General features: G+C 49.8%; 1 rRNA gene. It reads left to right on the top strand.

Annotation, left to right across the window (positions count from 1 at the left end):
• Positions 1-2,181: ribosomal RNA gene (locus LPA49_RS22060) — 23S ribosomal RNA — on the top strand; the annotation flags it as partial.

Raw genomic sequence — 2,181 nt, 5'->3', positions numbered from 1 at the left:
TAAGCGTACACGGTGGATGCCTTGGCAGTTGGAGGCGATGAAGGACGTATTAACTTGCGATAAGCCTAGTCAAGCTAGTAAAAAGCACTTGAGACTAGGATTTCCGAATGGGGAAACCCACCTGCTTGCAGGTATCTTACACTGAATACATAGGTGTAAGAGGCGAACGCGGAGAACTGAAACATCTAAGTACCCGTAGGAACAGAAATCAACCGAGATTCCGGAAGTAGCGGCGAGCGAAACCGGACCAGCCCTTAAGCTTATTATGTGTTAGTGGAACATTCTGGAAAGTATGACGATACAGGGTGATAGTCCCGTACACGAAAATGCATCTTAAGTGAAATCGAGTAGGTCGGAGCACGTGAAACTTTGACTGAATATAGGTGGACCATCATCTAAGGCTAAATACTCCCAACTGACCGATAGTGAACCAGTACCGTGAGGGAAAGGCGAAAAGAACCCCTGTGAGGGGAGTGAAATAGAACCTGAAACCGTGTACGTACAAGCAGTAGGAGCCCACTTGTTGGGTGACTGCGTACCTTTTGTATAATGGGTCAGCGACTTATATTTTGTAGCGAGGTTAACCGATTAGGGTAGCCGTAGGGAAACCGAGTCTTAACTGGGCGTTGAGTTGCAAGGTATAGACCCGAAACCCGGTGATCTAGCCATGGGCAGGTTGAAGGTTGAGTAACATCAACTGGAGGACCGAACCCACTAACGTTGAAAAGTTAGGGGATGACCTGTGGCTAGGAGTGAAAGGCTAATCAAACCGGGAGATAGCTGGTTCTCCCCGAAATCTATTTAGGTAGAGCCTCGGACGAATACTTACGGGGGTAGAGCACTGTTAAGGCTAGGGGGTCATCCCGACTTACCAACCCTTTGCAAACTCCGAATACCGTAAAGTACTATCCGGGAGACACACGGCGGGTGCTAACGTCCGTCGTGAAGAGGGAAACAACCCAGACCGCCAGCTAAGGTCCCAAAGTCATAGTTAAGTGGGAAACGATGTGGAAAGGCCCAGACAGCCAGGAGGTTGGCTTAGAAGCAGCCACCCTTTAAAGAAAGCGTAATAGCTCACTGGTCGAGTCGGTCTGCGCGGAAGATGTAACGGGGCTAAACTATGCACCGAAGCTGCGGATTCAAAATTTATTTTGAGTGGTAGGGGAGCGTTCTGTAAGCCGTTGAAGGTGTGCCGGGAGGCATGCTGGAGGTATCAGAAGTGCGAATGCTGACATGAGTAACGATAATGCGGGTGAAAAACCCGCACGCCGGAAGACCAAGGGTTCCTATCCCATGTTAATCAGGGTAGGGTAAGTCGACCCCTAAGGCGAGGCCGAAAGGCGTAGTCGATGGGAAACGGGTTAATATTCCCGTACTTGGTATAATTGCGATGGGGGGACGGAGCAGGCTAAGCAAGCATGGCGTTGGTTGTCCATGTGAAAGTGAGTAGGTTGAGAGTTTAGGAAAATCCGGACTCTTAAGACTGAGACACGAGACGAGCACCTAAGGGTGTGAAGTTGTTGATGCCATACTTCCAGGAAAAGCCTCTAAGCTTCAGATTATACCGAATCGTACCCCAAACCGACACAGGTGGTCAGGTAGAGAATACTAAGGCGCTTGAGAGAACTCGGGTGAAGGAACTAGGCAAAATCGTACCGTAACTTCGGGAGAAGGTACGCTCCGATTGGTGATGAGACTTGCTCTTTAAGCTGATTGGAGCCGCAGTGACCAGGTGGCTGGGACTGTTTATTAAAAACACAGCACTGTGCAAAATCGCAAGATGACGTATACGGTGTGACACCTGCCCGGTGCCGGAAGGTTAATTGATGGGGTTAGTTTTCGGACGAAGCTCTTGATCGAAGCCCCGGTAAACGGCGGCCGTAACTATAACGGTCCTAAGGTAGCGAAATTCCTTGTCGGGTAAGTTCCGACCTGCACGAATGGTGTAACCATGGCCACGCTGTCTCCACCCGAGACTCAGTGAAATTGAAATCGCAGTGAAGATGCTGTGTACCCGCGGCTAGACGGAAAGACCCCGTGAACCTTTACTACAGCTTGGCACTGAACATTGAACCTACATGTGTAGGATAGGTGGGAGGCTTTGAAGCAGAGACGCTAGTCTTTGTGGAGCCGTCCTTGAAATACCACCCTTGTAGTTTTGATGTTCTAACGTTGGCCCCT

This window comes from Pseudoalteromonas sp. MB41, assembly GCF_020966275.1.
Classification (GTDB): domain Bacteria; phylum Pseudomonadota; class Gammaproteobacteria; order Enterobacterales; family Alteromonadaceae; genus Pseudoalteromonas; species Pseudoalteromonas lipolytica.
The sequence above is the reverse complement of the archived record's forward strand: the minus strand, read 5'-3'. Positions and strand labels throughout refer to the sequence as shown.